We start from the raw sequence: 26,567 nt of genomic DNA on the forward strand, positions 1-26,567 counted from the left end.
TGATCAACACATCACATCGTTTGCAGCTGCTTGCAGGCTGCTGCGTTTACTTCCACGAACGCTTCCCACGTCATCGTCCGTTGATAATTCAGTTCGTATTGCCGATCCACGCGGCAGATATCCGGCCGGTTCGCGTAAATGCGACAGCCGCTCTCGGCTTCATCCAAATGCCTGCACACCCCGTCACCCCGATCCATCCCGGCTGTTTGCGGCAACAGGTGGACACGCTTGCAGCACTGCATGCAGCGGTTACAGGGGAATGCCTGGCGGTGTTCAGACATAGGTGTCCAGCGTGACCTGGCACTGCACCAGCAACGCGCGGTCTTCGCTGAGCTTGCGCTCGGTCTGGCTGAGGCTGTCGCGCAAGGTTTTAAGCTTGTCGTTGACCAGCGCAAAATTGCTCTTGATATTGGCCTCCACTACCTCGGTCAGGGCCCGCGAGAACTCCCAGGCAATATCGTCGCCCAGGCTCTTGATCGCTTGGTCGCGGCGCTCTCGCTGTTGCTGTTCCAGGCGGGATTGCTCTTCAAGGCGCTGTTGCTCCGGGTCGCCAGCAAAAGCGGTGTAAATCAATTTACCGACTTGGTAGACGACGCCGATGGCGGGCAGCACCTTGCCTACTACCTGTTCAGCCACTTTGCCCATGGTGACCGGGCCAATACCCTTGAATAGGGTGGGCAGCCATTCCTTGCCCAACTTCATCACCGTCACCACGTGTTCGGTCCTCAGCGCCCCACCCGCTTGGCGCACACCCGCCTCCAGCAAACTCATATCGACGGTCGAGTCGGTACCCGCTGAGGGTTGACCAGCTGAAGCGTCGGGGATGTCCAGCGTGCCCGTGGACGGCACACCTGCTTGCTGAACGCGGACCTGGTCGAACATCTCGTCGAGCAGTTGCGACGCATCCAGCGCCAGGCGTTTGAGTTCATCGTCCAGATCACCACACACCTGTTCGTTGGCGCGCCGGATCAGTCCATCGATTTTGGCCTGGGCGCCTTCTGCGTCCTGGTGCATCGCCATGATCGCGCTCTGCGCCACACCGGCCGACTTGGCTTGTATCGACGCTTTAAGCAGCGAGCGTAGATCAATCTCACGCCTTGCAATTTGCGCATAAAACGCATCAATGCGAGCGCTGGAGGCCTGGTCGCGCTGTTGGTCCAACAGGTCCAGCGTCTCATCGATGAAACCGCTCAAATCAGTGGCCACACCGGCAACAATCTGACGCTGCTCGATCGAGGCAAAGAACTGGTTGAGTTCACTTTCGAACTTCGGAAAGCCCGAGTTCTGCAGCAAATTACTCTTGTGCTCAAGCTTGGCCTTGAGCGCCGATCGGGCGTTAACTTCCAGGATCGGGATGGCCTGCAACACTTGCGGCAATCCGCGCGCCCGGGCCATTTGCTGGATCCGTTCGCGCAGTTGGTCTTTGATTCGCTCAGCTTCCAGCGGCTCCAGCGGATTTTTACGGTTAAGCACCAGGAAGATCTGTTTATTGCGCTCGACCAACTCCAACAATGCCGAAAGCGTGGCTTCCTCTTCAACAACGCCCAGCGGGTTGACGACAAAGATCACCACGTCAGCGCCATACAATTGCTCGCGCGTCACCTGCTCGTGAGCTTGTGGCGCGTCGATACCCGGCGTGTCCAAGATTTCGAAGTCGCCCCAGCGGTAACCCTGGATCCTGTAGGTTTCCGGCGTATCGGCAACCTGCGCCAGCTCAGCGCCAAGCAACGCATTGATCAGTGTGCTTTTACCGGCGTTGAACACGCCGTAGACCATGATGGTTGCTGCAGCGCTGGCCTTTCGGGACGCCACCATCTTGCGGATGGCCGGTGTCGCTGAGGGGTTGTAAACGGCACACAGTTCGTCCACATCGTCGTAGAGCGACAGTACGTGGGACATTGGAGGTTGCTGCGTCATGACTGTTGGCTCTCAACGAGGTAATCAAGTCGGTCGTTCAAGCGGGCAATCTCGCTGACGAGTTGCTCGCAATAGCGTTGCATGCCAGCGCGCACCGGTTCGTAAAGCTGCATGACGTGCTCAGCCAGCAAATCCGGCACAGCGTTGGCGTAGGCGTCAAGGGCAGCTTGGCGCTGCTCTTCCAGGTTGTCGCCGACCACTACTTGATGCGTTTCATAGCGAGCCTTGGCACTGCGACCGGCAAGACTGGAAGTACTGCCAATGGAGGCCCCGAGCAGTGCGCCGGGTATGCCTCCTACCAAAAAGCCTATGGCGCCGCCCACCAGCGTCCCGCCCGCGCCCCAGGCTGTCTTGGTCCCTGACTCGGTACCGGCTCGGTATTCCTTGGCCTGCGTTACTTCTCGGTATTCAGGCAGGGCACTTAAACGGCTCGCGTCGAAAGCCCGGCGCAACCCGGCTTGTTGTGTCTTGCCGATATGCCTCAGCGCGTCATCAGCCCGGTCGCCCAGAACCCGCGTGAGTTGGTTACGCAGTTTGCCTTCATGCTTTTCGTCGTAGCCTGCATCGAACAGTTGGTTGACGTAACGGCCCATCTGCGCGGCGCCTGCCAGGCCCAGGGTGTGCATCTCCTGCTCAATAGCCTTGCCCTGCTCACGGATCTGCTGCTCGAAGCCGGTGACCAGATCTGCCACCAAAGCCAGGTCTGCCACCGTGTCCTTGATGGCGTTGCGCAAATTCTTCATTGGCGTGGCAAGTTTGAGCTGCAGCGCATCGCTGTCGCAGATGGCCTTGAGCGTCTGGAACAAGTCGCCCACACCGCTGGAAGCCAAATCATCCGGGTGTGTTTCAGCGAAGCGTGTCGACAGGGGTAACACATGCGTGTACTTCAGCGCATTGTCGTCCAGCCTCTGCAACTCTTCGCTTACATAATTAACTTGTGATTGCCGATCCTTTGCCGGCTTCATGACAATTTCACACACCGCATTGCCGTCTTCGTCTTCGTCTTCATCAGTGGTATCGCTGCCCGTGAGCAACACCATCAAAGACTTTTTGTCGGCCAGCAACTCGCCAATTTCGCCCATGTCGGAGGCTCGACCGGGTGCTTGGGAGCTCATGGTGTAGAGGATCAGGTCGGCGTGTTCGACATACTCACGCGCCAGGTCTCCATTGGTCCGGTTGACCGAATGCAGGCCCGGCGAATCAACCCAGGTCAGACCAGGTAAACGAAAGCCCTGGATCGAGCTGGTCGCTTCGGTGGCGCCCACGCGAAACTGCAAGTTATGTTCAGCTTCCTTGTGCTTGTCACCGCCCTCTACTGTTGTCTGCTCGGTAGAGAAATAAACGGGTTGGACTTTCGCCTGCGCCTTCAATTGCGCGGTAGGCTCGCTGTGGCCCCAAGCAACATAGTTACCCAGCGAACTCTTGCCAGACTTGACTTTGCCGTAGACGAATACCAGCAGAGAGTCGTTGACGTTTTCGCGAAACTGCGCGCCTTTGGCGCGGACCTTGATTTGTTTTTGCCACACGGCGAACTGATCCGCCAAACGTTCCGACAGACCTTGCGCCAACGCGTGCAGCGGGTTGTCGTTGCTGACAGAGTCGAGCAACGCCTGGGTGTGTTCGAGGTTGCTGGAAACAAATTCCTGGCGCAGTAAGTTGAATGCACGATCCTTGGCATGGATGTCGTTTTTCTGTCGCTCAAACTGGGTTTGGAGTTGCTCGAAAGCGCCCATCAATTCGTCGCGGGTCACGGCATTCATACAAGCTGCTCCACAGTATTTTTCAATTGCTGCAGTCGCTTGATTCGCGCCGCCGATTGCTTGAGTTGCACCTGGGCCTGCTGCTCCGCCTGTTGGGCAGCCAGCGGTGCAGTAAGGGCCTCAAGCACATTGAGCTGCAAAAGGAAGCGTTTGGTTTTCACCGCAGAGAACGCCGAGTCGGCATGCAAAATGACCTTCATCGCTTCCCCGTAAGCTGAGCCCGAGGATTGCTTGCTGGCGACGGTTTGCTCCAGCTGAGTCGCCGTCTTCGCCGCGGCAATTGCCTTCACGGGCCGACCCAGGATTGGCCCGGCACTGTTGAGCTGTGCTTTCAATTGCTCGCGGCGATCTTTTTCCAGGTTCGAGATCCGCGCCTTCAAGCCTTGCTGCTCGCGCTCACGTTTGGCGGCAAGCTCCTGCTTGCGACGCTCAGCGTCACCAGAGCTTGAAGCGCTGGATGAACTTGAAGACGGGCTGTCATCAGACACGGCCTTGACGATCGCTGTCACGGCAGCCACCGCAACAGCACCAATCAACCAGGGTAGAGGCATTACAAGTCTCCTTGACTTAAAGGCTGTTCAACTTTTCGCGGGCAGTGCGGATCTCGGCGGTCTTAGCCGAAAAACGGCTTTGAACGCTGCTCATCAGTTCAACGAATGCATTGGCGGTGTTGGCGTAGGGCGCACAGAGCTTCTGCATCGCTAATTGCTCATGCTCAATAGCGCGGCCAAGCGCGGCCGCCAACTCGTCACGGCGTTGCACCAGGCGCTGCTGACGAGCCACCGTAAGTGAGGGGGCCAACTCGCTCGACATCTGGTCAAGATGCAAGGCCAGACCGGGAATCCCGCTTTTGGCCTGCATCCCTTCACGGCCCAATTCAACACCACGCTGATAACGGCGGCTGGAGACTTCAAAGCACATCGGCTGGAACCCCAGGCAACGCAGCACCTGGCCTTCAATGCGCTCACGCACCTGAGCCATCGAGCCGTTCTGATCCAAGTCCAGAAGACTCAACACCAGCACTAACCGCTGCTCGAGGGCATCGCCATGGACCTCACGCAGTTTTAGCAACAGGCTGACTTGTTCCTCGTCCAACTCCCCCGGAGGCGCGTGAACGAATAGCACAATATCGGCGATGTCGAGCCCTTCCATGGCCTGTTGGCTATCCACCTGATCTATACCCAGGCCAGGTGTGTCGACTAGCACATAGTGTTCAAGCTCAAGCTGCTGGTTGATGCGGGTGGTACGCACCACGCCGGTTGCGAAATATTCCTCGCGAACATTGCCGCTCAGCATGTTGAGCAACGAGCTTTTGCCGGCTTTGACCAACCCCCATGCAGCAATGCGCGGCTTGGGTGGCACGGCCTCAGCGTGTTGCAGTTGAAGACGTTGGCACTCAGCCTCAAGCGCATCGATATACAGCACTGCTTGATCCATAAACCTGAAACTCCTTGGGGCGCCATCGCTTAGCGAGAGCGCATTTTGCGGCCGCGATATATCAAGACGTCGGCAGATGATGCCACATTGCCACAACCTATCGCAGCCGAGTTTTCTTGCCCTCCGCCGCGTTACTTACAGCCTCCGCAGTGCTACAAGCTCCGCTGCCGCCGCCTCAAGCCACCCTGCCGCGCGCATTTTCAGCGCCGTACTGCCGCACTTCGGACAGACCGCAAACCAATCACCGGGCATCAATGCATCACTGCGCGGGGCGACGGTTTTCTTCCACTTGCAGTCTTCACACACAAACGTGAAGGGTGTGGGTTTTATCGGCATCAATACGTTCTCCTGAATACCCGCCCCACGGCTTATTCCTCTACCGGGAGCATTGCCTGCAAAATCACCAGCTGTCGCTGCAACTGCGCGACGTGTTCTCTTTCGGCCCGCAGCGCCGAACGCAACTCGCGGTTTTCTACTTCCCAGATCTGCGCCCAACTCAGATCTTTCTGATAATGGTCGACCATTTTCCAAAGCTCACTAAGCTTCAAACACTGCTGTATCAGCACCAGCAGGATGATCCCCATCACCGCCAATGCCCCCGTCGAAACCGCTTCCGACATACTCATGCTCACATCCTTTCATGCCTTCGATGTATTCCGAAGACAGTTACACGATATGTAGTGTTTAACGACAGGTCTAGAATGTAGACTTATACAGGTAAAGTATTCACACACATGGAGCGGGTATGAAACGCAAGCAATCCATCGAACAAGTCCGTTGGGACCTAGCACTTCGCTATCGTTTGATCGAGACTGTTGCCTGGTGGGAAGGTCGGCTGACCACGGGGCACTTGATCCAGAGCTTCGGCATCAGCCGTCAGCAGGCCTCCAAAGACATCAACACCTACATTAATGAACATGCGCCCCGAAACTTGACATATGACAAGCAACGCAAGGGCTATGTACCGAGCAAACAGTTCAAACCGCTGTTCATCGATGACAGCGCCAGTGCTTATCTGCACCTGCTTTACCAGAACAATGAACGGGCGCCGCACATCGACGGATTGGCCCTGGCCTACGCTCATACCAAGGTGCTGGAAGTGCCGGACCGACCGATTCGGCCAGAAATCCTGCGGCCCTTGCTCGCGGCTTGTCGCGACGGTTTGCGCCTGGAAACCGAATACGTTTCGCTCAACACCCCGAACGTGGAAGTCCGCCTGATCGCCCCACATACCCTGGTGTACACCGGGATGCGCTGGCATGTGCGCGCCTACTGTGAGAAGAACCGCCAGTATCGCGACTTTGTATTGAGCCGCCTGCGGGGCGAGCCGGACCTGCTCGACGAGTCGCAGAACACACGTGAACTGGACGAAGACTGGAACACCGAAGTACCGATCATCTTTGCACCCGATGGCCGCTTGAACGCGGCGCAGCAGGCAATCATCGAAACCGACTTCGGCATGACGGATGGGCAACTGGTGGTCGCCAGTCGCAAAGCATTGGTGAAGTATGTGTTACGACGCTATCAGGTCGACCCGAGAAACCAGGCCACCAACCCTGAGGCACAGCAGATCGTGGTTACCAATCTCAAGGAGTTGAGGCCCTGGCTCATGCATGATTGAGGGCGGTGCGCCGCACTTTCTGCTCGCGTGCGGACGCACTCGGCCGTATGCACGTCAGGCGTCGAACGAACAGCTGTGAAAAAACTGCTCGAACAGAGGCGTCGGCAAATGCTCTGCATCGAGCAGGCCGAAGTGGTTGCCTACGTTGCGCCCCAGGGCCATCAGCGTTCTTGCGGCGTTCTCGGTCCCGGCGTAGCCGGCGCTCAGGATGAACTCGACGCGCGCCTGCGCGCTCGTCGCCTGCTGATACGCCTTCCCGGTGATCAGCACATCCACCAGGCACACATTGACCCGCTCATCCGCCAAGGTGAACGGCTCCAGTTCCTTATACCCCAGTGCCGCGCACAAGCCGTCCTTGCCACCGTCAACGATGCGCTCAAGGGTTTCGATGGGGCGACCGAACAGGTCGAACTCCTGCATGGAAAACGCAAAGCAGTAACCTTGTGCAGTCGCGCGCGAGATCGTCTTGGCGTCACGTGGGTGAGTCGACAGCCAGTCAACAAATGACGCTTTATTGTCCTGTGCACCGCTGCGGCGAAACATGAGGTAATCCTGGATGACCTGGCTGAAGGGATGCCCCCTCGGTACCCAGCCCGTGCTTTCACGCTCACTGGGCTGCGTTTGAGTCACAGATTCCATTGGCGTGGGCGGCACGCCAAAACAGCGCAGGTCATAGCCAAGCATGAACAGGCTGGCCTCAAAGGCGTGGCAGCGAGCGGGTAAAGCACCGTGCTCAATAAACCAGTTCGTGCGTTCAAGCAAGGCTCGGATAATCCAACCCAGCCGAACCTGCCAGCGCGCCCACGTTTCATAGTTGATCGATGAAAATTGTGGCGCCGCCACCCCATTCACAAAGGCCCCAGGGTTACGCAACTGGTTACCACGGGCACCTCCGGAAGGGAACGCTAACAAGGGTTTTCCCTTGCCGGTCCATTGCTGGCGAAACAGTGAATACAACATGCCCATCGCAGCGCCGACGCGACTGTCATAAATCGGCGATCCCGACACATCAAGCAACGCATGAATCTTGGTCAGGCCCGCATCAAAACGCTGCACGCTTTCCGCGTTGAGACCCTCCAGGTCGTGGTCAGTATCAAGCGCCATAAGCCCGGCCATGTTGCGCAAATAATTCGTCAGGCGACCTTCGGCAGCCAGCCGCTGCAAAAAGGGAATCGCGCCCCGTACACCGCCCCAGCGAAGCACCTGCAAACAGGCTGCGAGGGCTTGCGCATCATCACCCGCAGTGACGGCACTTGTTAGCCATTCGCGCAGTTGTCCGAGTGAGCGTTGGGTCTGTGACCAGGTCTGTGAATCGACATTGTTCTGGTGCGTATCCTGCCAGCTCGCCTTCCAGCGATAGTGCTTGATCACTTGCTCGAAACCCTGAACTTGGGCGATCAAACCACCGGGCACGAAGTTACTGGCTTTAAAGCGCAGATTGAACGTGAGCACCGGCAAGTTAACTTGCAACCATGCAAGAAAATCCACCACTTCAGGTTGTGCAAGGAATTGCGCGCGCTTCATGCGGACCACCGAATGGGCAATATCGAATGGCCATACCTTAAGCAATACAACAGGTTACGTCGAGGATAGGTGCCCCTATAGGCATTGGTATCTACATATTTTTTGAGGCCACTTTAGTGCAGATACTTATGCATATAGGTGAACAAATGCAGCAGCACATGTCAGGGTCGGGTTTGGTTGTTGCTGGTTGGGAGGCGCAGGGGAAGGCCTTCAGAATTTTCCTTCAAGCTACCGCGCCCTTGATGAACTGGCGCAGCCCGCGTCACAACGCTAACTTCCCCCAGTCGCTGCTCATCAGCGACCGGCTTTGACAGGCCGAAAAGTGTAACCTTTCACACCCCGTGATAAGACGGCATGCTTACGCATTCCGCCCCGTTCATGGTGGCTGTGCGTGGGGCATCTTCGGGTGCGCCGGGTTCCTACACTTCCGGTCTGTCAACCCGCGTACAGCTGCCACCTATTCCTGTTTGACAGCAGGGGGAGGCAGCTCCTTAAACAGTGTGGGAGCTTCATCATGAAAAAAATCACCCCCAATCCCCCAACCACCCTCTTCACCCTCGCCGAAAACATCCACCCCGAAACCCTGCTAATCCAAGCCAGCGAAACCCTCGCCTGTCTCAACGCGATGACCACCGACCTGGCTTTCGAGCTTGAAGGCGCGCACCGCCACAAGTTGCTCGCCGCTCAGCAATTGATCGTTCTGGGTGAGCTACTGGTAGAACGAGTCTTGAACATCCAGCCATTCACTACCCATCCGCCACAACCCTAAAACACGAAACCGGGCGAGGCGCCTCAGCGTTTCTCGCCCGCTGGCATCCCCTCACACTTCCCATTACCCTGACGGCCTTTATCAGACAATCGGAAGTCAGATACCCGTGCTCAAGCCCTTCGCCGTTATCGCCCTCTCTGTCATGCCCTTACTCGCCACCGCTGCTGAGCTGGCCGGGGTTTGGCAAGGTACTTTGGGCAAGTCCGCGATCACCGTCTGTTTCAACGGTGCCGACGGGGAGCATGGCAGTTATTACTACCAGCGCATTCGTACCCCTATCCAATTGACTCAGGCCAACGACAACGCTCCCTGGGTGGAGGAAGGCAACACCGGTTTCTGGGCCCTGCAAAAACCTCAAGGCGATGCCCTTTCTGGTGCCTGGAGTAAAACCACCGGCGGCACGCCGCTGCCGCTGGCTTTACGCCGCATTGCCACGGACGGCTGCGGCAGCGATGCCTATAACGCGCCCATGGAAGCCGCGCCGCTGCCGATCAAGACCGAGAAGAAGACTTTCGAAAACCATGCCTACCAACTCAAGACTCAGGGCCCCCGCGTCACGCTCAAGCTGGAGGGCGACGGCCCGGCGGTGCAGAAGATCAATCAGCAACTCGCCGCTCTGGCCGTCAATGACGATGATCTAACCGACTACTTTCATGAACGACGTGAATACCTGGGTCGAAACGGCTCGGCCTATACCAGTGAAATCGAGGTTGAGCCTAGCTATTGGTCGTCGCAATTCATTACCGTGCGGTTCTACCGCTGGGCCGCGGGCACAGGCGCCAGGGGCATCAGTTGGGGGCTGCACTCCTGGAATCTGCAAACCGGCGAGAGTGTGGACCCATGGACCTGGTTCGGCGGCCATCAGCAGTGGTACGACGCCTATTCCGGGCACTTGAAGCTGCCGGCCGCCTTCAGCACCTGGCTGGCCAAGCAAACCAGCACCGACGAGGGCTGCCCCGCGATTACCGATTACTCCAGCTTTGACCTGAGCTTCAACACCCAGGGCCTGCGGCTCGCCACGCCGGCCAATGGTGACGGTTGCGACAACGACCTGACCTTCACCTGGGAGCAGTTGGAACCGGTGCTGACCGAACAAGGCAAAGCGGCAGTGCCCAGGTTGAAACTGCCCTGATGCGCCCGAGAAAAACTCCACAGCCATTCACCAAAGGTTAAGAATCGCGCTCGTATACTCCTTGACTACCCATGACCGGTCGCCCGATCGGTCTCATGCCCCGGTAGCCAGATTCCATGACGCGTCCCGCTCCCCTGCTGCTCCTGATTGCTGGTCTGTTGTTCTTTTTCGCCCTTGGCAACCACGAGCTGCAGGGCTCCACCGAGGCAAGGGTGTCCGGGATTGCCATGGCGATGCACCTGGACAATGACTGGGTGGTGCCGCGCCTGTTTCAAGAGCCTTTCCTGGAAAAACCGCCCCTGAGCCTGTGGCTGGACGCCGGCGCGATTCGTTTGTTCGGCGCCAGCACCGGGGCGGTGCGCCTGGCTTCGGCGTTTGCCGGGTTGTTCAGCGTGATGCTGCTGTACGGGATGCTACGTCGCTTCGGGCGGCCGCAGACGCTGGCGTTCAGCGCCGCGCTGATCCTGGCGACCATGGCCAGTTATTGGGGCAATGTGCGCGGTGTGGGTGAGGATTCACTGCTCAGCCTCGGCGTGACCATGGCATTGCTTGGGTTTTACCAGGCTCTGCGGCCCGAGCGCGAAGGTTCCAGTGTGTGGGCCTGGGCGTTGTTTACCGCCGGCATGGTCATCGCCACCCTGAGCAAAGGCGTGTTGGGGCTGGCGTTGCCGGGCATCGTGATCTTTGTGTACCTGGCCAGCACCAGCCTGATGGATAAACGCCTGCGCATCGGCGACTGGCTTAAGCCGGCGTTGTTCACGCTACTGGCTTTGGTGCCGCTGCTGATCTGGCTGGGGTTTCTGTTTCAACGTGGGGGGATGCAGGCGGTCGGCGAAGTGTTGTGGACCAACAGCGTTGGGCGCTTCAGCGGTTCGTTTGTCGAGGCCGGGCACTACGAGCCGTTCTACTACTACATCGCGAAGCTGCCGGAGGCGTTTCTACCCTGGAATATCCTCGTGTACCTGGGCCTGTGGCACTTTCGAAAAAGTCTGGTACACAACCGCTACCGCCTGTTTTTCAGCGTGTGGCTGGTGGCACAGTTCACCCTGCTGACCCTGGCTTCCAGCAAGCGCACGGTTTACCTGATGGCACTGACCCCGGCCGCTGCGGTGCTCGCCGCAGAATATTCAGGGGTGCTGTTGGAGTGGCTCAAGGCACACAAGCCAGCGCTGTACCGCTACCACCGGGGCGTGATCATCAGTGCATTCAGCCTGGCAATTGCCAGCTACCTGACGGCTGCGTTCTGGTTCGCCCCCAAAGCAGACAAGCGTGAGTCCTTCGTGCCGGTGATCAGTCAGGCCAGGGCGTTTCAAACCGAAGGTAGGGACGTGGTGATGTTCCAGCCCAATGAACGCATTGCCGGGGCGAGCGTGTTCTATCTGCAGGCCTACTTGCCGATCCTGCAAACCGAAGCGCAGTTACGCAGCTTTCTCACGGCCAAGCCCGGCAACATTGCATTGCTGGACAACACCCGCCAACTGAGCGGGAAGGTCACGGTGATCAAAGAGATGAAGATCGGTCGCCAGCCTTACTACTTCATCGAGCAGTAAGGCCAGCGCACGGCGGGATCAGTGCTTGGTGAGCTTATCCAGATAGCCCATGGCAAAGGCCGAGACCACGAAGGTCATATGGATGATCACGTACCACATCAGGTGATCGGGATCGACGTTCTTGGCGTCCATGAAGATGCGCAGCAGGTGGATCGAGGAAATCGCCACGATGGACGCCGCCACTTTCATCTTCAGCGAGGAAGAGTCCATGGTGCCCAGCCAGTTGAGCTTTTCCTTGTTTTCATCGATATCCAGCTGCGACACGAAGTTCTCGTAGCCGGAAATCATCACCATCACCAGCAAGCCACCCACCAGCGCCATGTCGATCAACGACAGCAGCAGCAAGATCACTTCCGCTTCCAGCATGGAAAAAATGTTGGGAATCACGTGAATGATTTCCTGGAAGAATTTCAGCGCCAGGATCAATAAACCCAGGGACAGCCCCAGGTAGATCGGCGCCAGCAGCCAGCGTGAAGCGTACATAGTGTTTTCGATAAAGCGTTCCATGGGATCTCACACAGCTTGGCTAAAAATGGCGGCGAGTATACCAGCCGCTACAAGACACCTGTAAGCACGAGAAAACTGACCCAGGCGGCATCTGTAAGAGAATTTTTCTGCTAGTGTCGAGCCCCTAAACTCGGCTCGATGACGTCGGACAGGAAGAAACTCAGATGATGGATGTGCGATCCCCTTTGGCCAGCATCGGCCTGTGCACGGCATTGCTGCTGGCCAGCGGCTGCTCTCCCAGCGACGAGCAGAAACAGACGACGCTTGAAGAGAAAACCGCCACGTTCGAGCAGTCCCTCGACAGCATCCAAGACCCCAAACTGCGCGACGCCATCGCCGACCTCGGCGGTTCGCTGTTATTGCTGGAACGGGCGCGAGTCAAGCTGGCCACCAAGCCCATCGAAGCCGAGTACGGCGAAGACACCCTCGCCTTGCTCAAGCACTACCCAACGCCCCAGGCGCTGGTGGACACCTACATCAATGGCCTGTTCGTGCTGCGCAAGACCTCCCATTCCGACTACCTGACGGATCTGCAACCGGTCTTCCCGTTCAGTTTCAACATGCCCGACCAATTCCCCTTCCCCCATGGCCTGGAATGGCAGTCGGTCACCTTGAGCAACAACAAAGTCGTGCCCTTCCAGCCAGAATGGTCGGAAACCGACCCCGGCATTCAGTTAAGCCCCAGCAGCTCCAACCTGACCAACCCCGATGACCTGACGGTGACCTACCCCTTCATCGACGGTATCGAGACGGAAAACAAGAGCCAACCGCAGCCCGTCACGCTCAAAGGCGCGGTCGAAGTCATCGCGCCGGGCAAGGTGCTGACGTTTGATCTGTCGAAAAAGGACGTGGGCCACAAGCGCACCGAAGGCACTATGACGCTCAACTTGCTGCTGCTGGAGAAGAACTACGCGGAAATCGAGCTGACCAACAGCGCACCGCTGGCACCGCAAGTCGGCGATGAGTCGCCGAACCCTCTGCTGGTGCAAGCGCGGGACAGTACAGGCCAATTCCTCACGCGCGCAGGCTCGATCAACGAGAGCGCTGCGCAAGTGGCGTTCTACGAGAAACAACTGGCTGAGATGCAAAAGCAGAAGGCCTGGTCGCAAGGGTTCGAAAAACAGCTCACGGATGAACAGAAAGCCTTCGAACATAAACAGGGCAGTCATTACGCCAAGGTGTACTTCAACGGCCTGATCGATAACCTGCAGGTCAACGTGATGGACTTCTCTACGGCATCCGTCACCCGCAAGGACCTTGAACTGCCAGTGCTGCGCTTCGACAAGAACAGCCTGGAAAAGACCGTACAAGCCTTGCCGATGCCGGTCACCGTGTACGACGACAGCGCTGCCAGTTGGCTCAAAGACGCAGCCATGACCGAAGATCAGCTGAAAAACAGCGTCAGCATCAGCCAGTCCGTTGAGGACGCCAGTGCCGCGCATGTGGTGTTCGACCACCCATTCACCTTCAACGACGACCTGGTGGGTGCCGAGCGCAACAGCAGCGTATCGCCGATTACCTTTTTTACCGCGGACGAAAAAGGCGAGCGCGGAGACCCCATCGAGCTGCCGACCGAAGCGTTCGAGCTGAACCCGGCCCGTGGCACCCTCACCTACGACCTCAACCTGTTCCCGGAAAACCCGGCGTTCGTGGTGGGCTCGATCCCGCTGTTTTTGGCGACTATCGAGAAAGGCGAGTTGGACGTGACCAAACTGCCCAAGGGCTTGTCGCTCAAGGACAACGCGCTGGTCGTCGATCAAAAAGACTTCCCCGCCGACAGCTGGCGCTTCTACGCCAAGGATGCCAGTGGCCAGTACCTCAAGGAAATTCTGGGGGTCAGCCACCGCGCCGAGGAGTACGGCACGGCGATGTTTGACGTGCATTATTTCTACGGCCGACCGACCGCACTGGAAAGCTACCAACGCACCGACCTGAACACCGTGCAATACGGCTTTGAGGTCAAGCTGGACAAACCTGACAGCAAATGACCACCGCTACAGCGCAAGCGGTTCACGGTTGCCATTGAGCTGTCGCAGGTGGGCCTGCATGTGCAGGCACCAGATCTGCGGGTCGCCCGCCACCTCATAGCCGTGCTGGGTCAGGCTGTCCACGATGGACTCCAGAATGGTTTGCGCCGCAGAAGACCCAGGAAACGGGCCTTGGGACTTGATGGTGGACGGCTGTTCACCGGACATTCCGGCGGCAAACAATACGGTCCACATCCCGTTATCCCCCGCGAGAGGGCGAATGGAGCATTCGATACGGGTGACCAGGCCGAAGCACTGGCGGGTAAGGCAAAGGTTGCGCGGCATGGCGGCGACCCTCGGTAGATCGGTGTTCAGCCCGGCCTGGGGCGAGGCTGTTTCTATCCAGCGACTCCTGTGGATATCCCTAAAGCAGAGAATAGAAGAAAACCGCTACAAACCAAGGTTATAGAGACCAACGGTGGTGGGCGCCTATGGTTGAGTCAGTTTATTGGCAACTTCACCAAATCTGTGGCGAGCAAATCCGTGTGGTAGGTGATCCCCTGTGATAAGCAGTCCCTGTGGTGAGCGGTCCCTGTGGTGAACAGTCTCTGTGGTGAACAGTCCCTGTGGTGAGCAGTCCCTGTGGTGAGCGGGCTTGCCCGCGCTGGGCCGCGAAGCGGCCCCAAAACCTTCACCGCGATTGATTCTGGCACTCTGCGGTGACCTTATTGGGGCTGCTGCGCAGCCCAGCGCGGGGCAAGCCCGCTCACCACAAGAGCCTGCTCACCACAAATGCCCACTCACCACGAGAGTCCGTTCACCACAAGAGCCCGCTCATCAGAACGCTGGCCCATCACAGAGACCCGTCAGCTCACAGGTTTCGCTTCAGCCAACGCCTGCTGCGCCAATTCCTTTTCCGCCTCCTTCAAGTCTTCCTCGCTGATCATCTCGGCAATCGCCCGCAAACGCTCGACCACCCGCGCATTCACCGTGCCTTCCGGGAATTGCCCTTCGGCGTCCGGCTCACCCGCGTCCTCGCCCACCAACAGGCTCAACGCCTCATCGGCCTGGCGCACCGCGTAGATATGGAACTGCCCGGCGCGTACGGCCTGCAGCACCTTCTCATCAAGCATCAACGTGGCGACGTTGGCCTGGGGAATGATCGCCCCTTGCTCACCGGTCAAACCGCGCGCTTCGCAGAGGCGGAAGAAGCCTTCGATCTTCTCGTTGACCCCGCCCACCGCCTGCACTTCACCAAACTGGTTGATCGAGCCGGTGATGGCAAAGCATTGCTTGAGCGGGGTTTTCGACAGCGCCGAGATCAAGGTGCACGCCTCGCCGAGGGACGCGCTATCGCCGTCTACATAACCGTAGGATTGCTCCAGCGCGATGCTCGCCGAAATCGCCAGCGGGAATTCCTGGGCATAACGGCTGCCCAGGTAACCGGTCAGGATCATCACGCCTTTGGAGTGAATCGGCTGGCCAAGGTTGACCTCACGCTCAATGTCGACAATGCCGCTGCCGCCCGGGTACACCGTGGCGGAAATCCGCGCCGGCACGCCGAACGCCGAGTCACCGACTTCCAGCACCGTCAGCCCGTTGCACTTGCCCACGGCCGCACCCGCGGTGTCGATCAGGATCACCCCGGCGAGCATGTCGTCGAGAATCCGTGCCGACACGCGGCCGGTGCGGGTGGCCTTGGCCTTGAGCGCGCGCTCGATATGCCCCGCGTCGGTCATCTCATCGCCCGCCAGGTGACGGATAAAGTCCGCCTCGCTGACCAGCTGGAACAAGTCACCAATACGCGCCGACAGACGGCCCTGATGCTCCGCCAGCCGAGCGCTGTACGTCGCCAGCCGCGCCACCGCGTCCGAGGTCAGCGGCGCCATGCCTTCTTCCGATGTGCGGGTTTTGAGCAACTGGGCGAACTGCTCCAGGCTCTCATCGACCATTGGAATGTCTTCGTCGAAATCCACCAGCACCCGGAACATCTCCTGGAAGTCCGGATCAGCATCCTGCAACGCGTAGTACAACTGGCGCGAGCCGATGATGATCACCTTGACCTGCAACGGGATCATCTGCGGGTTCAGGGTCACTGTCGCCAGGCGGCCCAGCTCGCCCAGGGGCGATTCCATCTTCAGCTTGCGCGATTGCAGGGAACGCTTGAGGGCGTCCCACACGAACGGCTCGCTGAGCATTTTTTCGGCTTCAAGGATCAGGAACCCGCCATTGGCACGGTGCAAGGCGCCCGGCCGCAGTTGGCGATACGTGGTGTAGAGCGCGCCCTGGTCGGTGCTGTACTCGATACGGCCGAACAGGTTGTCGTAAGTCGGGTGCGGCTCAAATACCACCGGTGCGCCACCGTTGACGGGGTGACCCACCACCAGGCTCGGGCAATATTGCTCTTCGAGCAGCTTGCGGGCCTGGGCGTCGGTCTTGGCGTCGTCGACCAATTGCTCGACCACGGTTTTGAGCAGGTACACCTGCATGGCCTGCAGGTAACCGCAGACAGCTGCGTTCTCGGCGTACTTTTCCGACAGTGGCGCCAGCAAAGGTTGCAGGGCCAGGGTGATGGTTTCTTCGTTGAACTGACGCAGTTGGTTGTTGGACTCACGCTTCCACTGCGGCAGGCTGGCCAACTCTTCGTTGAGGCGCTCTTCCAGCTCGGAAATATCCGTATGGAAACGCTCGCGATCCACTTCCGGCAACTGCGAAAACTCGGCTTCGTCCAGCGCCTTGCCGTCGAGCATCGGCGTGAACGCGATGTTGGTGCTGTCGCGGTACAGCGCCACGTCCTTTTCCAGAGCCAGACGCTCGATCACGTCCAGGGCCTTGTCGTAACGCTGGTTGAAGGCGCGGTCGATGGCGCTTTTGCGCTGTTGATAAGTCGGGTGCTCGAAGACCGCCGGGAAGGTGGCCACCAGGTTATCGACCAAGCCATTGATATCGGCAATGAATGCTGCCGCCGCACCGCCTGGCAATTCCAGGGCACGGGGTTCGCGCGGCTCGTCGAAATTATTCACATAGACCCAGTCCGACGGGGTCTGCAGGCGCTTGCCTTCAGCTTTCAGGTAGCGTTTGACGAACGAAAAACGGCCGGTACCCGGCTCGCCCATGACAAATACGTTGTAACCGGGGCGTGGCATGGCCACACCGAACTGCAACGCTTCAACTGCGCGTTCCTGGCCAAGCACACCGCGAAAGGGCTCCAAATCATTGGTGGTCGAGAAGCTGAACTGTTCAGCGGAGAAAGGGCGAGTCAGCGCTTCGGGCGCTAGACGCAGGCTGGCAGCAACAGGATCAGGCATCGGGCTTCCTTACATCAGGCGGGGCAGATGACGGCATTCTGGCTCTCCGTTGCGCGCTCTGGCAAGGCGAGCCTTTGGGAAAGCGTAGACACGGAATGCGTCCTACAAAAAAATCGCGACATCTCTGATTGTTTTATAAAAACACACGGAACCCTTGGAACGTGCCTAAACTCCAAACTGCGCGGGTTGGACTAATAACCGACCCCTAGGGCGCTATGAAGTGCCTGAACCCTTGTCCATTGGTTTGCACACAAAGAGAACAAAGCTATGAAACGGATCCTTCTCGGTACTCTCTTCACCGTCGTCTCCCTCAATGCAATGGCAGAAGCACCAGGTGGCCCGAACTGCGGTTGGGGCAACATGTTGTTCGAAGGCCAGCGCGGTACTCCAGCCCACTTCCTGGCTTCCACCACCAACGGCACCTCGGGCAACGCCACCTTCGGCATGACCTCGGGCACCAACGGTTGCAGCACCAACAGCGCGCTGACCTACGGCGGCAAGTCCTGGATTGCCATGAATGGCATGATGAACGAGCTGTCCGAAGACATGGCCAAGGGTAATGGCGAAGCACTGACCACCTACGCCGTGGTACTGGGCGTTGCGCCAGAAGATCGTGACCACTTCGCAGCCGTGGCTCACGAACACTTCCAACAAATCTTCAGCAAGGCCGATGTGACCGCTGAAGACGTGCACAACAACACCCTGGCTGTACTGAAAGGCGATGCCCGTCTGGCGAAATACGCTACCCAGGCTTAAGCTCGACCTGCCCGCGCCTCCCCAGGCGCGGGTTTTATTTTTGGACCCGCCTCCCCTTTGGGTCTCTCTAATTTCCGACTTAAGTTGCCCCTATGCTCAAACGCTTTGCCTGGATGGCACTCCTCGCCTGCGCCCCGCTGTACGCGGCACCGCACCTTGATGATCAACGTTTGCAGCAACTGGCCAACGATCCGTTCTGGCTTTCGCTGGGCCATTACGAAGCCGGGAAAATCAGCGGCTGGCGCAGTTATGTCAGTGAAAAGAAATTCTTCCTGGCCGCCGATGGCGCCCACCACCCGGATGCCGAACTCAAGGCCACCGTTGAAGCACTCTATGCTCCGGCCAGCCTGGGCGAAAAACACGCCCAATGTGTCTACCCCGCACGTACCCGCTGGCTCAAGGCTCAGTTGAACCTGACCGACCTGCCCGCCGTGGACTGCACCGAATTCAAGCAATGGTTCAAGGATGTCGCCCCTCACAGCGCGGTGATGATCTTCCCGGCGGCCTACCTCAACAGCCCGTCGTCGATGTTCGGCCACACCCTGCTGCGTATCGACCAGGCTGACGTGCAGAGCAACAAGACCGCGCTGCTCAGCTACGCGATCAACTTCGGCGCCTACATAGAAGGCTCGGATAACAGCATCCTCTACGCCTGGAAAGGCCTGATGGGCGGCTACCCCGGCCTGTTCGCGCTGGTGCCCTACCAGGAAAAACTCTCCGAGTACCGTAGCCTCGAAAACCGCGACCTGTGGGAATACCGGCTCAACCTCACCCAGGTCGAGACCGAGCGCATGGTCGAGCACGTGTGGGAGCTCAAGCAGATCCAGTTCGACTACTTCTTCTTCGACGAAAACTGCTCCTATCGCCTGCTGGAACTGCTGCAAGTGGCCCGCCCCGGCCTGCGCCTGACCGAGCAATTCCCGCTGACGGCCATTCCTACCGACACCGTCAAGGCAGTGAAGGACGCAGGCCTGGTCGAGAAAATCGACTACAGGCCATCCCGCGAGCGCGAGTTGCTGGAACGCGCCAAGCCGCTGGACAGCGACGAACAGCAATGGGTGCTCAAGGTCAGCGATGACCAGCAACAATTGCAGGCGCCGGCCTTTAAAGCATTGCCCCGCGACCGCCAGGCCCTGATCATCGACGCCGCCTATCGCCTGGGCCGCTACCGCGCCAACGGCCTGGAACGCGACACTGCACGCTCCCAACGCAGTTTCGAATTGCTGCGCGCCATCAACCAGAACCCCGCGCCCGACCTGAAGATCACGCCGCCCGGCCTGCCGGAAAACGGTCACGAATCGCGCACCTGGCAAGCCGGCCTCGGCACCCGTGGCGACAAGGCCTTCGGTGAATACGGCCTGCGCATGGCCTACCACGACCTCAACGACAATGCCGAAGGCTTCCCCCTCGGCGCGCAGATCGAAATCCTGCAAATGAAACTGCGCCAGTACGAAGGCAACCACTGGCAACTGCAGCAACTGGACCTGGCCACCATCCGCTCCCTGACCCCGCGCAACGCCCTGCTGCAGCCGTGGTCATGGCAAGTCACCGGCGGCCTGGAACGCGTGCCGGGCAAGCACGACGATGAAACCCTGGTCGCCCACGTCAACGGCGGCGCCGGCGGCACCTGGCAACTGCGCGACGACATGCTCGGCTTCGCCCTCGGCACCGTGCGTGTGGAACACAACAACGACTTCAACGAAGCCATCTCCCCCGCGGCCGGCTTTAACACCGGCGTACTGTGGAAAAACCCGCTGGGCAATCTGAGCCTGGAGGCCAAGGGCGATTTCTTCACCAATGGTGAAGTGCGTCGCAGCATCAGCCTCAACCAACAGTGGGAACTGTCGCGCAACCTGGGGCTGCGCCTGAGTGCACAGCGCGAATACAGCCACTTGTCGACACCGGTCAATGAAGTGATGCTCGAAGTAAAGTGGTATCACTACTGACCCAGCCTGGCGAAAATCAAAATGTGGGAGGGGGCTTGCCCCTCCCACATTTGCCCGTATTTATTCAGTTTCCATCTCAGGGAGTTCCAATCAACATGGCAGTTAACTGCAACACTCTCGAAGAAGTCCGTGACAACATCGACCGCCTCGACCAGCAAATTGTCAGCCTACTGGCTGAACGTGGCGCCTACGTATCCCAGGCAGCCCGCTTTAAAAAGGATGCAGATGCGGTCAAGGCACCACAACGGGTTGAACAGGTGATCGCCAAGGTGCGGGGCTTGGCGCACACGCTGGGCGCCAATCCAGAAGTCACCGAGCAGGTCTATCGCGCAATGATTGCGGCGTTTATCCAGCAAGAGTTGGCTGAGCATGCGGCACGCGGTCGAGTGGGGTAAAAATTGGCAAATTTATTCGCTGATATAGAAATCCTTTAGGCATCTTCAAGCCACTGATTAATAAGCAGGAAACCTCAGCCTATTTTTTAGCTTTTTCTAATTTATACCAACTTGCTTTTACTGCCCTCGCTTTATGAGAATTTGTGGCTAGTCTCGGATAGCAATCAAATTGCCACCAAGTCTATCCACGGATCTGAATAGGTAGAGGCTGACTATGGATTTTTTTGAAAAGCTTACCAGTCTGGCAGCAAAAGTTCGGTTACAAGGCCCTGCCATTCAAACGGAAGAAGCTACAAAAAATGCTTTCGTAATGCCTTTCATAAACACTGTCCTGGGTTATGACGTGTTTGATCCCCAGGAAGTGACGCCTGAGTTCGTATGCGATGTGGGGACTAAAAAAGGCGAAAAGATCGACTACGCAATCATGAAAAACGGTGAGGTTCAAATTCTCATCGAATGCAAAAAAATCGGTGAGTCACTGAGCATTAATCACGCCTCTCAGCTTTTTCGATACTTCCATGTGACAAGCGCGAGAATCTCCATTCTCACAAACGGCCAGGTCTACAGGTTTTTTACCGACCTGGACGCCCCCAACAAAATGGACGAAAAGCCATTCCTGGAACTAGACTTGCTGGACATTGACGAATATTCCGTGCCTGAATTGATCAAGCTTACTAAGTCGGCTTTCGACGTAGATTCGATCATCAATGCTGCAGGAGAGCTGAAGTACGTCAGCCAACTCAAGAAAATTATCGGCGCTCAGGTCAGTAAACCCGAAGACGAATTCGTGAAATTTTTTGCATCCCGCGTTTATGACGGCGTCATCACGCAGAAAGTGCGTGAACAGTTTTTTGAACTGACTCGAAAAGCGCTAGCACAATTCCTGAATGATCAAATCAATGATCGACTCAAGTCAGCCATGAGCGGCGTAATTCAACCGACTATCGCCTCGATGCCAGTGGCAAACAGCGCGAATTCTGATACGCAGGACCGCGATGAATCAGAAGACAAGATCCTGACGACACTTGAAGAGTTAGAGGGTTATCACATCGTCAGGGCAGTTGTGAGATCGGTGGTAGATGCCAAGCGAATTGTTCAGCGAGATACTCAAAGCTATTTTGGAATTTTGCTGGACGACAACAATCGCAAGCCGATTTGTCGCCTCCACTTCAACCGCAGTCAGAAGTACCTCGGGATATTCGACGAGGAAAAAAATGAAACCCGACATGCGATTTCGTCCATTGATGAGATTTACGAGTATGCGGATCAATTGAAAAAGACCGTGGGTTATTACGACTAGGGGCGGACGATATCCCCTGTGGCGAGGGAGCTTGCTCCCGTTGGGCTGCGCAGCAGCCCCGAAACCAGGCACCGCACTCTTTCTGGATAATCTCCATTGCCTGTATTGGGGCTGCTGCGCAGCCCATAGCGGTCTACAGATTTCTCACACGCCTTTCACATCCCCCCGACGAATCCCCTTCTAGACTTCCCCTATCAGCCGTGAAACGGCCAGGGAGTAAGCCATGTGGCGGTATGCGGTAATGCTGTGTGCGATGGCGTGGCTGGCGGGTTGTCAATCGACTCACCAGGAGTTGTTGGCCAAAGGCTATCCACCGGCTTTTGCCGATGGCTTTGACGACGGCTGCAGCAGCGGTCGCCAAGCGGCCGGGGTGATCACGGGGACATTTCGCAAGAACGTGCCACGCTATCTGAAAGACCGGGAGTACGCCGAAGGCTGGGAAGACGGTTTTCGCCAGTGCAAGGCCATGCGCGAGAACGAAGAACTGCGCGACTACAAGGACAATCACTGGGACGACCGTGAGCGCGCCTGGCAGCAGGAAAAGGATCGCGATGCCGCCAGGGCCTATCGCTCGCAATAGGTCGCGTTCAGACATCCATCGAAACTAAAGCACGGCGACCATGGCCCAAGCTTCATAGAGGGAGAACACCATGAGCCGAGCTTTTGTGAATGAAGACAGCGCCGCCGCCCAGGCTGATCAGCCGGTGGAGCGGCAGGTCAGCGAGCAGCCCAATCACGTGACCGCGCATGGGTTGGTGCAGTTACAGGCCAAGGTTGCGCAACTACAGGCCGAATACAGCGCCGAGTCCGCCAAGGGCGAACAGGCCGATAAGCAGCGCCAGGCCGATCTTGAGCGGGATTTGCGCTATTTCAGCCAGCGGGTGCAGAGCGCCCAAGTGGTGGCGTCAGCCACTTCCACCGACAAGGTACAGATCGGCAGTTGGGTCACGTTCGCCAATGAACAGGACGAGCAGCAGCGCATCCAGTTAGTCGGTGAAGACCAGGCCGACGCGACCGCAGGCCTGATCAACTGGGGTTCACCTCTGGGTCGCGCATTGCTGGGCGCCCAGATCGGCGACGAGGTGCTGTGGCAGCGCCCCGTCGGCGATCAGTTGATCGAGGTGCTGCGTATCGAAGCCGAGACTTAGACGATGCCTTGGGCCAGCATCGCGTCGGCGACTTTCACGAAGCCGGCGATGTTCGCGCCCTTCACGTAGTTGATCCGGCCGTTTTCTTCGCCGTAGTGCACACACGCGTGGTGGATCGACTGCATGATGTTGTGCAGCTTGCTGTCCACCTCACCGGCGGTCCACAGCAGGCGCATGGCGTTCTGCGACATCTCCAGGCCACTCACCGCTACGCCACCGGCATTGGATGCCTTGCCCGGTGCAAACAGAATGCCTGCCTCGATAAAGATATCCACCGCCTCAAGCGTGGTCGGCATGTTGGCGCCTTCGGCCACGCAGATGCAGCCGTTGCGCAGCAAGGTGCGGGCGGCTGCGGCGTCCAGTTCGTTCTGGGTGGCGCATGGCAGGGCGATATCGCAGGCCAGCTCCCAAGGCGTCTGGCCCTTGCGGAACTCCAGGCCGAAACGCTCGGCCAATTCGCTGATGCGGCCGCGCTGAACGTTTTTCAGCTCCAACAGGGCTGACCATTGCTCTTCGGTCAAACCGCTTTCGGCGTACAGGGTGCCCTCGGAGTCGGACAGGGAGACCACCTTGCCGCCCAGATCCATGACTTTACGTGCCGCGTATTGCGCCACGTTGCCGGAGCCGGACACCGCCACGCGCTTGCCTTCAACCCGTTGGCCGTCGCGCTTGAGCATTTCTTCAGCGAAGTACACACAGCCAAAACCGGTGGCTTCCGGGCGGATCAGGCTGCCGCCGTAGGTCATGCCCTTGCCGGTCAACACGGAGGTGAACTGGTTGCTCAGGCGCTTGTACTGGCCAAGCAGGAAACCGATCTCACGGGCGCCTACGCCGATATCGCCAGCCGGCACATCCACATCCGCGCCGATATGGCGGTACAGCTCGCTCATGAATGCCTGGCAGAAGCGCATGACTTCTGCGTCGCTCTTACCTTTTGGATCAAAGTCCGAGCCGCCCTTACCGCCGCCCATGGGCAGCGAAGTCAGGGAATTCTTGAAGGTCTGTTCGAAGGCGAGGAATTTCAGCACCCCCAGGTTGACCGACGGATGGAAGCGCAGGCCGCCTTTGTAAGGGCCGATGGCGCTGTTCATCTGGATACGGAAACCGCGATTGACCTGGACCTTGCCGTGATCATCGACCCATGACACCCGGAAGGTAATTGCACGCTCCGGCTCGCAGATGCGTTCCAGGATGCCCGAGTTCAGATAGTGAGGATTGGCTTCAAGAAACGGCCACAGACTGCGTAGGACTTCCTCTACAGCCTGGTGAAATTCTGGCTGGTCTGGGTCGCGTTTTTTCAGGCGGGCAAGGAAGGATTCGACGGATTCGATCATGAAAAGTCTCGGCAAATTGATTGTTTTTAAGGGAGATTGGGCCGGACTTTATCAATTCATGTCGCACTGCGACAGGGCAAAATGTCGCCTTTGTGAATTTAAATGGTGCATTGGATATAACTGTATCCAGTTTTACCGTGTTTTATGCACTTAAAAGGGGATTTCAAATCACGCACATGCACCAACAGATAAATGGCTATCGGGGGCAAGCCCCTTCCCATATTTGATCGGTGTGGGTCAGGAAAAATGCGCAAAAAAAAGCGGAGCCCGAGGGCTCCGCTTTTTTTCAAACCCGCCGGATCAGGCGAGTTTTTTGTGGCGTACACGGTGCGGCTGGGCAGCAGCGTCGCCCAAGCGCTTTTTACGGTCGGCTTCGTACTCGGTGTAGTTGCCTTCGAAGAACACGGCTTGCGAGTCGTCTTCGTACGCCAGGATGTGGGTCGCGACGCGGTCAAGGAACCACCGATCGTGAGAGATCACAATGGCGGCGCCCGGGAAGTCCAGCAGGGCTTCTTCCAGGGAACGCAGGGTTTCTACGTCGAGGTCGTTGGACGGTTCGTCGAGCAGCAACACGTTGCCGCCCTCTTTCAGGGTCAGGGCCAGGTGCAAGCGGCCACGCTCACCACCGGACAGGTCCTTGACGAACTTCTGCTGGTCGCCGCCCTTGAAGTTGAAACGACCGACGTAGGTGCGCGACGGGATTTCATAGTTGCCGATGCGGATCTGGTCGGAGCCGTCGGAAATCTGCTGGAACACCGTCTTGCTGCCATCCAGGTCATCACGGCTCTGGTCCACACAGGCCAGTTGCACGGTTTCGCCGACTTCGATGGTGCCCGAATCCGGCGTTTCCTTGCCCATCAGCATGCGGAACAGCGTGGATTTACCCGCGCCGTTACCACCAATTACGCCGACGATCGCGCCTTTTGGCATGGAGAACGACAGATTGTCGATCAGCACGCGGTCGCCATAGCCTTTGGAAACGTTCTTGAACTCGATGACCTTGTCACCCAGGCGTGGACCGGCCGGGATGTAGATCTCGTTGGTTTCACTGCGCTTCTGGAATTCCTGCGACTGCATTTCTTCAAAGCGTTGCAGACGCGCCTTGGATTTGGACTGGCGGGCCTTGGCGCCTTTGCGCACCCACTCCAGTTCTTCCTTCATGGCTTTTTCGTGGGCCGATTGCTGCTTGGATTCGGCGGCCAGACGGTCGGACTTGGCTTCCAGCCAACCGGAGTAGTTGCCCTCGTAAGGGATGCCGGCGCCGCGGTCGAGCTCCAGGATCCAGCCTGCGACGTTGTCCAGGAAGTACCGGTCGTGCGTGATCGCAACCACGGTGCCCGGGAAATCGTGAAGGAAGTGTTCCAACCAGGCGACGGAATCGGCGTCCAAGTGGTTGGTGGGTTCATCGAGCAGCAGCATGTCGGGGGCCGACAGCAGCAGGCGGCACAAGGCCACGCGACGTTTTTCACCACCGGACAGGAATTCGACCTTGGCGTCCCACGCCGGCAGGCGCAGCGCATCGGCGGCGACTTCCAGCTGGCGCTCCAGGTTGTGACCGTCGCCGGCCTGCAGGATGGCTTCGAGCTTGGCCTGTTCGGCGGCGAGTTTGTCGAAGTCGGCGTCTTCTTCAGCGTAAGCCGCGTAGACCTCGTCCAGGCGCGCCTGGGCGTTCTTGATCACGGCGACGGCTTCTTCGACCACTTCGCGCACGGTTTTGGTCGGATCGAGGATTGGCTCTTGCGGCAGGTAACCGATGTTCAGTTCCGGCATCGGGCGGGCTTCGCCTTCGAACTCGGTGTCGACGCCAGCCATGATTTTCAGCAACGTGGACTTACCCGAACCGTTCAGGCCGAGCACGCCGATCTTGGCGCCGGGGAAGAAGGACAGCGAAATGTTTTTCAGGATTTCCCGCTTCGGCGGAACAACTTTTCCCAGCCGATGCATGGTGAAGACGTATTGAGCCATGGTGAACCTAGCGTCAGTGACTGATGAATTAAGCGGGCGAAGCCCGTGCCAGGCCATGCGCCGCGCGGGCCGTTGACTATCATCAATGCCAGCGAGCGGAAAAAGCCTGAGTCTCTGGGGCTGGAACGCCCCCGCGTAACCGGCAAAGCTACCTGAATGCGCTTGGTCAGTCCAGCCAAGCGGGGCTGGCACTTTGCCACAAGTCAAGGCATGCTAGCCGCCCTCCGGGCG

General features: G+C 58.3%; 23 protein-coding genes. 11 read left to right on the forward strand and 12 right to left on the reverse strand.

The window, feature by feature from the left end; genetic code table 11:
• Positions 1-11 precede the first annotated feature (11 nt).
• From DNK50_RS27595 to DNK50_RS27625, 6 genes are all read right to left on the reverse strand, one after another.
• Entirely contained in the window at positions 12-281 is a 270-nt protein-coding gene (locus DNK50_RS27595; protein ID WP_112196778.1) for a YkgJ family cysteine cluster protein, read from the reverse strand.
• Positions 274-1,917, reverse strand: coding sequence for a dynamin family protein (locus DNK50_RS27600; RefSeq protein ID WP_256595413.1), 1,644 nt, complete (start codon positions 1,915-1,917; stop codon positions 274-276). Before DNK50_RS27600 ends, DNK50_RS27595 begins: the two co-directional genes overlap by 8 nt.
• On the reverse strand, positions 1,914-3,677 hold the full coding sequence (locus DNK50_RS27605) for a dynamin family protein (protein ID WP_112196780.1): 1,764 nt from the start codon (positions 3,675-3,677) through the stop codon (positions 1,914-1,916). The genes DNK50_RS27600 and DNK50_RS27605 overlap by 4 nt, the downstream gene beginning before the upstream one ends.
• Entirely contained in the window at positions 3,674-4,186 is a 513-nt protein-coding gene (locus DNK50_RS27610) for a hypothetical protein (protein WP_162633407.1), read from the reverse strand. Before DNK50_RS27610 ends, DNK50_RS27605 begins: the two co-directional genes overlap by 4 nt.
• Positions 4,187-4,244: 58 nt before the next feature.
• Positions 4,245-5,114, reverse strand: a complete 870-nt coding sequence (locus tag DNK50_RS27615; RefSeq protein ID WP_112196782.1) for a GTPase — start codon at positions 5,112-5,114, stop codon at positions 4,245-4,247.
• A 368-nt stretch (positions 5,115-5,482) separates the two neighbouring features.
• On the reverse strand, positions 5,483-5,740 hold the full coding sequence (locus tag DNK50_RS27625; RefSeq protein ID WP_112196784.1) for a hypothetical protein: 258 nt from the start codon (positions 5,738-5,740) through the stop codon (positions 5,483-5,485).
• A gap of 119 nt (positions 5,741-5,859) precedes the next feature.
• On the opposite strand from DNK50_RS27625, the gene DNK50_RS27630 reads away from it, so the two are divergent.
• Positions 5,860-6,735, forward strand: coding sequence for a WYL domain-containing protein (locus tag DNK50_RS27630; protein WP_038847644.1), 876 nt, complete (start codon positions 5,860-5,862; stop codon positions 6,733-6,735).
• A 54-nt stretch (positions 6,736-6,789) separates the two neighbouring features.
• Here the strand turns inward: DNK50_RS27630 and DNK50_RS27635 are convergent, their stop codons facing one another.
• A complete protein-coding gene (locus DNK50_RS27635) occupies positions 6,790-8,259 on the reverse strand; it encodes a hypothetical protein (RefSeq protein ID WP_112196785.1) in 1,470 nt (489 codons plus the stop codon).
• 514 nt (positions 8,260-8,773) lie between these two features.
• On the opposite strand from DNK50_RS27635, the gene DNK50_RS27640 reads away from it, so the two are divergent.
• The 3 genes from DNK50_RS27640 to DNK50_RS27650 all read left to right on the forward strand — a co-directional run bounded on the left by DNK50_RS27640 (position 8,774) and on the right by DNK50_RS27650 (position 11,710).
• A complete protein-coding gene (locus DNK50_RS27640; RefSeq protein ID WP_112196786.1) occupies positions 8,774-9,028 on the forward strand; it encodes a DUF6124 family protein in 255 nt (84 codons plus the stop codon).
• A 106-nt stretch (positions 9,029-9,134) separates the two neighbouring features.
• Positions 9,135-10,160, forward strand: coding sequence for a hypothetical protein (locus tag DNK50_RS27645; protein ID WP_112196787.1), 1,026 nt, complete (start codon positions 9,135-9,137; stop codon positions 10,158-10,160).
• Positions 10,161-10,276: 116 nt separating this feature from the next.
• Positions 10,277-11,710, forward strand: a complete 1,434-nt coding sequence (locus DNK50_RS27650; RefSeq protein ID WP_112196788.1) for a glycosyltransferase family 39 protein — start codon at positions 10,277-10,279, stop codon at positions 11,708-11,710.
• An 18-nt stretch (positions 11,711-11,728) separates the two neighbouring features.
• On the opposite strand, the gene DNK50_RS27655 is transcribed toward DNK50_RS27650, so the two are convergent.
• Entirely contained in the window at positions 11,729-12,217 is a 489-nt protein-coding gene (locus DNK50_RS27655; RefSeq protein ID WP_099584761.1) for a TIGR00645 family protein, read from the reverse strand.
• A gap of 164 nt (positions 12,218-12,381) precedes the next feature.
• On the opposite strand from DNK50_RS27655, the gene DNK50_RS27660 reads away from it, so the two are divergent.
• The gene (locus DNK50_RS27660) at positions 12,382-14,205 is read left to right on the forward strand and encodes a hypothetical protein (protein ID WP_112196789.1); all 1,824 of its coding nucleotides are present in this window, start codon (positions 12,382-12,384) and stop codon (positions 14,203-14,205) included.
• Positions 14,206-14,211: 6 nt separating this feature from the next.
• Here the strand turns inward: DNK50_RS27660 and DNK50_RS27665 are convergent, their stop codons facing one another.
• A complete protein-coding gene (locus tag DNK50_RS27665) occupies positions 14,212-14,529 on the reverse strand; it encodes a hypothetical protein (RefSeq protein ID WP_099584759.1) in 318 nt (105 codons plus the stop codon).
• A 521-nt stretch (positions 14,530-15,050) separates the two neighbouring features.
• On the reverse strand, positions 15,051-17,492 hold the full coding sequence (locus DNK50_RS27670) for a Lon protease family protein (RefSeq protein ID WP_099584758.1): 2,442 nt from the start codon (positions 17,490-17,492) through the stop codon (positions 15,051-15,053).
• A gap of 267 nt (positions 17,493-17,759) precedes the next feature.
• On the opposite strand from DNK50_RS27670, the gene DNK50_RS27675 reads away from it, so the two are divergent.
• From DNK50_RS27675 to DNK50_RS27700, 6 genes are all read left to right on the forward strand, one after another.
• Positions 17,760-18,248: a DUF3015 domain-containing protein gene (locus DNK50_RS27675; protein WP_099584757.1), complete on the forward strand. Its 489-nt coding sequence runs from the start codon at positions 17,760-17,762 to the stop codon at positions 18,246-18,248.
• 92 nt (positions 18,249-18,340) lie between these two features.
• Entirely contained in the window at positions 18,341-20,194 is a 1,854-nt protein-coding gene (locus DNK50_RS27680; protein ID WP_112196790.1) for a DUF4105 domain-containing protein, read from the forward strand.
• Positions 20,195-20,289: 95 nt separating this feature from the next.
• Positions 20,290-20,589 (forward strand): chorismate mutase, encoded by a 300-nt coding sequence (locus tag DNK50_RS27685; protein ID WP_112196791.1) that lies wholly within the window; start codon positions 20,290-20,292, stop codon positions 20,587-20,589.
• Between the two features lie 214 nt (positions 20,590-20,803).
• On the forward strand, positions 20,804-21,889 hold the full coding sequence (locus tag DNK50_RS27690) for a type I restriction endonuclease (RefSeq protein ID WP_112196792.1): 1,086 nt from the start codon (positions 20,804-20,806) through the stop codon (positions 21,887-21,889).
• 223 nt (positions 21,890-22,112) lie between these two features.
• Positions 22,113-22,469, forward strand: a complete 357-nt coding sequence (locus DNK50_RS27695) for a hypothetical protein (RefSeq protein ID WP_112196793.1) — start codon at positions 22,113-22,115, stop codon at positions 22,467-22,469.
• Positions 22,470-22,539: 70 nt separating this feature from the next.
• Positions 22,540-23,037, forward strand: coding sequence for a GreA/GreB family elongation factor (locus tag DNK50_RS27700; RefSeq protein ID WP_112196794.1), 498 nt, complete (start codon positions 22,540-22,542; stop codon positions 23,035-23,037).
• Here DNK50_RS27700 and gdhA read toward each other — a convergent pair.
• Both gdhA and ettA read right to left on the reverse strand, forming a co-directional pair.
• Positions 23,034-24,371, reverse strand: coding sequence for an NADP-specific glutamate dehydrogenase (gdhA, locus tag DNK50_RS27705; protein WP_112196795.1), 1,338 nt, complete (start codon positions 24,369-24,371; stop codon positions 23,034-23,036). The two genes, DNK50_RS27700 and gdhA, sit on opposite strands and share 4 nt — an antisense overlap.
• A 300-nt stretch (positions 24,372-24,671) precedes the next feature.
• Positions 24,672-26,336 (reverse strand): energy-dependent translational throttle protein EttA, encoded by a 1,665-nt coding sequence (ettA, locus tag DNK50_RS27710; RefSeq protein WP_099584751.1) that lies wholly within the window; start codon positions 26,334-26,336, stop codon positions 24,672-24,674.
• Positions 26,337-26,567: the final 231 nt, after the last annotated feature.

Origin of the sequence: Pseudomonas sp. LG1E9, from assembly GCF_003290225.1 — a bacterium.
GTDB lineage: Bacteria > Pseudomonadota > Gammaproteobacteria > Pseudomonadales > Pseudomonadaceae > Aquipseudomonas > Aquipseudomonas cyclaminis.

Bases quoted from the DNA above. Each gene is read 5' to 3' on its own strand.
- DNK50_RS27605 (WP_112196780.1), bottom strand. From the start codon at position 3,677: ATGAATGCCGTGACCCGCGACGAATTGATGGGCGCTTTCGAGCAACTC.
- DNK50_RS27615 (WP_112196782.1), bottom strand. From the start codon at position 5,114: ATGGATCAAGCAGTGCTGTATATCGATGCGCTTGAGGCTGAGTGCCAA.
- DNK50_RS27655 (WP_099584761.1), bottom strand. From the start codon at position 12,217: ATGGAACGCTTTATCGAAAACACTATGTACGCTTCACGCTGGCTGCTG.
- DNK50_RS27670 (WP_099584758.1), bottom strand. From the start codon at position 17,492: ATGCCTGATCCTGTTGCTGCCAGCCTGCGTCTAGCGCCCGAAGCGCTG.
- DNK50_RS27695 (WP_112196793.1), top strand. From the start codon at position 22,113: ATGTGGCGGTATGCGGTAATGCTGTGTGCGATGGCGTGGCTGGCGGGT.
- DNK50_RS27680 (WP_112196790.1), top strand. From the start codon at position 18,341: ATGCTCAAACGCTTTGCCTGGATGGCACTCCTCGCCTGCGCCCCGCTG.
- DNK50_RS27690 (WP_112196792.1), top strand. From the start codon at position 20,804: ATGGATTTTTTTGAAAAGCTTACCAGTCTGGCAGCAAAAGTTCGGTTA.
- DNK50_RS27635 (WP_112196785.1), bottom strand. From the start codon at position 8,259: ATGAAGCGCGCGCAATTCCTTGCACAACCTGAAGTGGTGGATTTTCTT.
- DNK50_RS27630 (WP_038847644.1), top strand. From the start codon at position 5,860: ATGAAACGCAAGCAATCCATCGAACAAGTCCGTTGGGACCTAGCACTT.
- DNK50_RS27665 (WP_099584759.1), bottom strand. From the start codon at position 14,529: ATGCCGCGCAACCTTTGCCTTACCCGCCAGTGCTTCGGCCTGGTCACC.
- DNK50_RS27660 (WP_112196789.1), top strand. From the start codon at position 12,382: ATGATGGATGTGCGATCCCCTTTGGCCAGCATCGGCCTGTGCACGGCA.
- DNK50_RS27595 (WP_112196778.1), bottom strand. From the start codon at position 281: ATGTCTGAACACCGCCAGGCATTCCCCTGTAACCGCTGCATGCAGTGC.
- DNK50_RS27640 (WP_112196786.1), top strand. From the start codon at position 8,774: ATGAAAAAAATCACCCCCAATCCCCCAACCACCCTCTTCACCCTCGCC.
- DNK50_RS27600 (WP_256595413.1), bottom strand. From the start codon at position 1,917: ATGACGCAGCAACCTCCAATGTCCCACGTACTGTCGCTCTACGACGAT.
- DNK50_RS27700 (WP_112196794.1), top strand. From the start codon at position 22,540: ATGAGCCGAGCTTTTGTGAATGAAGACAGCGCCGCCGCCCAGGCTGAT.
- DNK50_RS27625 (WP_112196784.1), bottom strand. From the start codon at position 5,740: ATGAGTATGTCGGAAGCGGTTTCGACGGGGGCATTGGCGGTGATGGGG.
- DNK50_RS27650 (WP_112196788.1), top strand. From the start codon at position 10,277: ATGACGCGTCCCGCTCCCCTGCTGCTCCTGATTGCTGGTCTGTTGTTC.
- DNK50_RS27685 (WP_112196791.1), top strand. From the start codon at position 20,290: ATGGCAGTTAACTGCAACACTCTCGAAGAAGTCCGTGACAACATCGAC.
- ettA (WP_099584751.1), bottom strand. From the start codon at position 26,336: ATGGCTCAATACGTCTTCACCATGCATCGGCTGGGAAAAGTTGTTCCG.
- DNK50_RS27675 (WP_099584757.1), top strand. From the start codon at position 17,760: ATGAAACGGATCCTTCTCGGTACTCTCTTCACCGTCGTCTCCCTCAAT.
- gdhA (WP_112196795.1), bottom strand. From the start codon at position 24,371: ATGATCGAATCCGTCGAATCCTTCCTTGCCCGCCTGAAAAAACGCGAC.